The organism is Stenotrophomonas sp. STEN063 (assembly GCF_056854515.1).
The window spans coordinates 1-5,607 of record NZ_JBXFWF010000117.1 but is presented as its reverse complement, the minus strand read 5'-3'; the positions used below and the strand labels follow the sequence as shown (position 1 = coordinate 5,607).

Below are 5,607 nucleotides of genomic sequence, written 5' to 3'. Positions count from 1 at the left end.
ATGCTCGGCAGGGGGCGTTACCGGGAAAGCTTCTGCCGAGCATGGCTCGGCACTACAGTCGTTCTTGCGGGGTTGGCTCGGCACGGATCATCAGCAACGGCAAACCCGTCTCCGGCTGCACCTGTTGCTGGGTTTCCAGGCCTTCCAGTGACTGCTTGAGTGCGTCCAGTGCAGGATCGACGCCACGCAATGGCCGCCACATGCCAAACAGCTTCAGGTGGCGCTGGTAGCGCAGTGTCTGTGCGCTGCCCAGCCATACCGGCGCCTGCCCGGGTTGCAGGCGTGCAGAGGATGGCCACAAACGCAGTGCATAGACCTCATCCGGGCGTTCGCCGGGACGCAGCATCAGTAGCGCCTCGACATTGGTGTCCAGCGTGGCAGGCAACACCGGTACCTGCTGTGGCGTGGCTTTCATGTCCAGCATCATCAGTGCTTGTTGCCAGCCGGCCTGCGGCTGCAGGGTCCAGCCGTTGCGTTCCAACTGCTGCTGCAGGGCCGGCAAGGGACCGGCAACCTGCACATCCAACGGCCAGCGCTGGTCGTCATCGAAATCATTGCGACGTGCGGGAAGCTCACGCCAGCCCTGCTGCCACCAATGCGACGCGTCCATCAGTGTGGTCGCGGCGGCCGCCGGTTCGAACTTGGCCAGCTTGGCTGGCACGTTGCGTGGCGCATACCAGAGCCCGGCCACCAGGAACGCGCCATAGAACAGCCATGTCACTGGCTTGACCCAGAACGAGCGGTTGAAGCGGCGGCGATAGGCCACGCCCAGCACCAGCAGCCAGAACACGCCGAACAGCATGCCGCCGATCACGTCGCTGAGCCAATGCGCGCCCAGGTAGATGCGGGCAAAGCCAATCACCGTGACCACCGCGCCGGACAGCAGGTACGGCCAGACGCGGGTGCGCCCCGGCAGCTCGCGGCCGATCAGCACGGCAAAGAAGCCGAAGGTGATGGTGGCCATGGTCACCGCCACCGACGGGAAGCCAAAGCCGCTGCTGGCAGCCGGTGGCCGCACCACGTCGACGGTGGCACCCAGCAGCTTGGTCAGCGCCAGGCCGAAGGCCAATGCTGCCAGCCAGTGGAGGACCGCCATCCAGCGCCGCCGCCAGGCCAGGTAGCCCATGCCTGCAGCGATGGCGGGCAACAGCACCTGCCAGTCGCCCAGCGAGGCCAGTGCGGCCATCGGGTAGTCGGCCAGCGGGTTGCGCAGGGCCAGCATCAAGCGGTGCACGGCCAGGTCCAGGGCCAGCGGTTCGCCGTGGCCGACCACCACCATCAGCAGTGCAAACCAGCCCCAGCCCAGCACCAGCAGCATCAGCGCCAGCATCGCCAGCGGTACCGATTCGCGGCGCTTGGGGTCGAACAAGTCACTCAAGGAGTGGCCGATGAAGCGCGGGTGGCGGTGCGACCAGGCCAGCAGGCGGGCCAGCCAACCGTCCATGCGTGTCGCCGACCAGCGGTAGCCGTACAGCACGATGGCCCAGACCAGGCCCAGCAGGGCGCCCAATAGAGCGACCACCAGGAACAGCCGTCCGGCCACCGCCGCGACGGCGTCATAGGCCTGTCCAAGCGCCCAGCCGGGCAGCAGGAACAGGATGGCCCAGGACAGGCAGGCCAGACCGCTGGCCTTGAGATAGCTGACGAAACGCATGTTGGCCATGCCGGCGATGGCCGGAACAAATGGCCGGATCGCACCGACATAGCGGGCGATCAGGATGCTCTTGAACGCATTGCGGCGGAACATGACTTCGCCACGGTCCAGCAGCTGTGGATAACGGCTGAACGGCCATACGCCGCGCAGGCGGTCACCCCAACGGCGCCCCACCCAATAGCTCAAGCCGTCGCCGGCAAAGGCGCCCAAGGTGGCGCATATCACCGCATAGGGGCCGGACAACTCGCCCATGCCGATCAATACACCTACCGCGATCATCAGCGGCAAAGCCGGCACGATGGCGCCGAGGATGATCACGGCATCGCAGAAGGCGATGGCGAAGATCGCCAGGCCAGCAAGGACGGGGTTGGCGGCGATCCACGCAAGCGTGGCGTCGATCCAGGAAGAATTCATCAGCGGATTATAAAGGGAAGCCCGAGTCAGACCGATGGCAGCGGCAGAGGTTCAGTGGATCGCAGGTGTGGTCGTTCACCTGCGATGTCGCTCAGTGAAAGGCGCGCGAGCGGCTAGAATGTTGCAATGACTGACTCTGCGCCCGCACCCGTCACCGCGCTGAAGGCTGACAGCTTCGGACAAATCCTGTTGATGGAAAGCCCGCAAGGGCGCTTCGTGCGCCGCGACCTGGGGGCGACGCCCTTGTGGTTGCGCCTGCCGGCCTGGTGGCTGGCGCGGCGGGAAGCGCGTGCGCTGGCCAAGCTCGACGGCATGGAGGCGACGCCGCGACTGTTGGCCTGGGATGGACATTGGTTGGACCGCAGCTACATGGAAGGCGCGGCCATGTACCAGCGCCCGCCACATGGCGATCTGGCGTATTTCCGTGCCGCGCGGCGCCTGCTGCAACGCGTGCACCGGCATGGCATCGCCCACAACGACCTGGCCAAGGAAGCGAACTGGCTGGTGCGCGAGGACGGTTCCCCGGCGCTGATCGATTTCCAGCTGGCGGTGTGCGGCAACCCGCGTTCGCGCTGGATGCGACTGTTGGCCCGCGAAGACCTGCGCCACCTGCTCAAGCACAAACGCATGTACTGCCGGCAGGCGCTGACCCCGGTGGAGCTGCGCCTGCTCAAGCGGCATTCGTGGATCCGTGAGCTATGGTTTGCCACCGGGAAGCCGGTCTACCGCTTCGTCACCCGCCGCATCCTGCATTGGGAAGACAACGAAGGTCAGGGGCCCAAACCTTGAGCGTCGCCGTGCGGGCGCGCGAGGTGGACATAGCTGTGGGCGCCTTGCTGCACCCACAACTGCCGGGAAGTCATTTTGCGCATGCCGCAAGGATAGCCCTGGCACGGCGGCCGGAAAGCGCGGTACAGGCCTATCTGGATATCGCCCGGCAGGTGCCGGCCTGGTTTGATGGCCTGATGCGACTGCGTAATGCCGGCATGCGGTTGCTGGGAATGAAGCATCTGGGCGCGATCCGCAGCGTGCCGGTGCATGCACCGGAAGGGTTGGCGGTTGGCGACAGGCTCGGGATATTCACTGTGCGGGCGCTGACGGCCGATGGCGTGGTACTGGGCGACAGCGACCGTCATCTGCGCGTCGAGCTGTCGGTAGAGCTTGGCCCCGGCGATGACAGCTGCCAGCTGCAGGTGAGCACAGTGGTTCACCTGCACCGGCCGTTTGGGCGTCTGTACATGTTGCCGGTAGCGCCGTTGCACCGGGTCATCGTGCCGCGTTTGCTGGAGCGCTATGCGCGGCGCAGGGTAGCGCCCGGACATGATCTGACTGGGTAGTTGGCTGGGCAAACGCGGCTGATGTGATCCGGCAGGTACCCCGATGCGATCCGAAAATGTCCGATTGCAGGTCGCGTCCTGAGTGGAATGCAGTTGGGAAGCATCACCAGTGCATTGCGCAAATGCCGCAGTTTGATGGACGCTTTGGTGGAATGAGCGATTCAGTGCGTAGGGTTGTTAGCGATAGGGTTGGACACAACAAGCAGCAAGGTGGCCAGCGGGCCGAGCAGCAGCGAAAGGAGGAACCAGTTCATCCCGCCACGTCCTTTGGATTGGGCCAGGCCGGCATTGATCAGCGCCAGCGTGCCCCAGCCGACCACGTACTCCTTGCTTTCCTGCATTGGCTACTTCCATGTGGCCTTGCGGGCCATTTGATTGGGAGCGCTCAGCGTAACTCCAACAGCTGCTTGCCGACAAAGCGGCGTTGCGCATCGAAGTCATATCCAAGCGAAACATGGCCATCATCGGCGCAGGCGTGGCAGCTGCGCAGTGGCGTGGTGTAGCGCAGGCGTACGCCGCCATCGGGCAGGGCCTGCGTGCCGGCGGCAAGCGCCGGAGCAAACGGGCCGGAGTCAGGGTGCTTGGCGCTGAACGCCTTGTAGGCATCGGAGGCGCGCGTGGTGTCATCGAGCACGTCCTCATCCACGTCGATGGCCAGGCCGTTGGCATCCACCAGCCAGGTGCCCTGATTGGTATTTGCGCGGAAGGGGAACTCCAGCGTGGCCACGCCGATGCCTTCGACGTTCTGCCATGCGGTGACATAGCCAGGCTTGCCCTGCGCTGACAAGGTGCTGGCAGCCGTCAGTGCGGCGGCAGACGCACCGCTGCTACGCATCATCTGCAGCAGGCAGTTGTCGGCGGCGGTGTCGGTGCGACAGGACTCGATCGACCCCGTCCATACGGCATTGGGACCAATGCGGGCAGTCTGTTCGCCCAGGCCGGTGGTCTGTGCGGTGACATCCTTGGCCGCCGCCGGTACTTCGGCAGGGAGGGGCGGCTTCTGGCAGGCACCAAGGCCAAGGGCGAGCAGCAGCGGAGCAGCGAGGTGGAGTGTCTTCATCGGGAGTCCTTGCGCGATATCTCACCAGTATCGGCAAGTCATATGAACCCTGAGTGTCGAAGTCCGGGCAAACCGCGGGACTGTGCGTGAGTGCCGGTATCGGCATAATGCGGATTGCTTTCTTACCGGTCCCGGAGTGCGCATGAGCAGCTTGCAAGGCAAGACCCTTTTCATCACCGGTGCCTCGCGCGGCATCGGTCTGGCCATCGCGCTGCGCGCCGCGCGCGACGGTGCCAACGTTGCCATCGCCGCCAAGTCGGCGGTCGCCAATCCCAAGCTGCCGGGCACCATCCACACCGCTGCCGAGGCCGTCAGGGCCGCAGGTGGCCAGGGTCTGGCGCTGAAGTGCGACATCCGCGAAGAAGACCAGGTCAATGCGGCGGTGGCTGCTACCGTGGACACCTTTGGTGGCATCGACATCCTGGTCAACAACGCCTCGGCGATCTGGCTGCGCGGCACCCTGGATACGCCGATGAAGCGCTTCGACCTGATGCAGCAGGTCAATTCGCGCGGCAGCTTCCTGTGCGCGCAAGCCTGCCTGCCGCACCTACTGCAGGCGCCGAACCCGCACATCCTGACCCTGGCGCCGCCGCCCAGCCTCGACCCGAAGTGGTGGGGTCCGCATACCGGCTACACCCTGGCCAAGATGGGCATGAGCTTCGTCACCCTGGGCCTGGCGGCTGAGTTTGGTCGCCAGGGCGTTGCGGTCAATGCCTTGTGGCCGCGCACAGTGATTGCCACCGACGCGATCAACATGATTCCGGGTGTGGATGTGGCGGGCTGCCGCAAGCCGGAGATCATGGCCGATGCCGCACACGCGGTGCTGACCCGGACCGCGGCTGGTTTCAGTGGCCAGTTCCTGTTGGACGACGAGGTGCTGGCGGAGGCGGGCATCACCGACCTGTCGGGTTATGCGATGGACCCGACGCGCCCGTTGATGCCGGATCTGTTTCTCTGATCGCCTTCGTTGCGCCGAAGGCGCGAGGCGCCCGGTAGTGCCGAGCCATGCTCGGCAGGGGCTTTACCGGCAAAGCCTCACCCGTAGTGCCGCGCCCTGGTCGGGCGAGGGATTTCCGAAAAGGCACCAGCCGCGCAATGCTCGGTAAATCCCCCGCAAGACCCATAAAATGTCGAGGTTCTAC

General features: G+C 65.2%; 6 protein-coding genes. 3 read left to right on the top strand and 3 right to left on the bottom strand.

Going from position 1 to position 5,607, the window contains the following annotated elements; all coding sequences use genetic code 11:
* Positions 1-52: 52 nt before the first annotated feature.
* Positions 53-2,068, bottom strand: a complete 2,016-nt coding sequence (locus tag AC1VWL_RS19085) for a bifunctional DedA family/phosphatase PAP2 family protein (protein ID WP_296250316.1) — start codon at positions 2,066-2,068, stop codon at positions 53-55.
* Positions 2,069-2,194: 126 nt separating this feature from the next.
* Here AC1VWL_RS19085 and AC1VWL_RS19080 point away from each other — a divergent pair, with 126 nt between their 5' ends.
* Together AC1VWL_RS19080 and AC1VWL_RS19075 are read left to right on the top strand one after the other, a co-directional pair.
* Positions 2,195-2,857, top strand: a complete 663-nt coding sequence (locus tag AC1VWL_RS19080; RefSeq protein ID WP_482987725.1) for a protein kinase family protein — start codon at positions 2,195-2,197, stop codon at positions 2,855-2,857.
* 23 nt (positions 2,858-2,880) lie between these two features.
* On the top strand, positions 2,881-3,405 hold the full coding sequence (locus AC1VWL_RS19075) for a DUF2867 domain-containing protein (protein ID WP_482987724.1): 525 nt from the start codon (positions 2,881-2,883) through the stop codon (positions 3,403-3,405).
* Positions 3,406-3,566: 161 nt separating this feature from the next.
* Here the strand turns inward: AC1VWL_RS19075 and AC1VWL_RS19070 are convergent, their stop codons facing one another.
* Together AC1VWL_RS19070 and AC1VWL_RS19065 are read right to left on the bottom strand one after the other, a co-directional pair.
* Positions 3,567-3,746, bottom strand: a complete 180-nt coding sequence (locus AC1VWL_RS19070; protein WP_482987723.1) for a hypothetical protein — start codon at positions 3,744-3,746, stop codon at positions 3,567-3,569.
* Positions 3,747-3,790: 44 nt separating this feature from the next.
* Positions 3,791-4,465, bottom strand: coding sequence for a hypothetical protein (locus tag AC1VWL_RS19065; protein WP_482987722.1), 675 nt, complete (start codon positions 4,463-4,465; stop codon positions 3,791-3,793).
* A gap of 142 nt (positions 4,466-4,607) precedes the next feature.
* Here AC1VWL_RS19065 and AC1VWL_RS19060 point away from each other — a divergent pair, with 142 nt between their 5' ends.
* Complete coding sequence (locus AC1VWL_RS19060; protein WP_296250307.1) at positions 4,608-5,423, top strand: SDR family oxidoreductase; 816 nt, start codon at positions 4,608-4,610, stop codon at positions 5,421-5,423.
* Positions 5,424-5,607 lie beyond the last annotated feature (184 nt).

What these genes read in the sequence shown, in the direction of transcription:
- AC1VWL_RS19080 (WP_482987725.1), top strand. Translation starts at nt 2,195, where the DNA reads ATGACTGACTCTGCGCCCGCACCCGTCACCGCGCTGAAGGCTGACAGC.
- AC1VWL_RS19060 (WP_296250307.1), top strand. Translation starts at nt 4,608, where the DNA reads ATGAGCAGCTTGCAAGGCAAGACCCTTTTCATCACCGGTGCCTCGCGC.
- AC1VWL_RS19070 (WP_482987723.1), bottom strand. Translation starts at nt 3,746, where the DNA reads ATGCAGGAAAGCAAGGAGTACGTGGTCGGCTGGGGCACGCTGGCGCTG.
- AC1VWL_RS19085 (WP_296250316.1), bottom strand. Translation starts at nt 2,068, where the DNA reads ATGAATTCTTCCTGGATCGACGCCACGCTTGCGTGGATCGCCGCCAAC.
- AC1VWL_RS19065 (WP_482987722.1), bottom strand. Translation starts at nt 4,465, where the DNA reads ATGAAGACACTCCACCTCGCTGCTCCGCTGCTGCTCGCCCTTGGCCTT.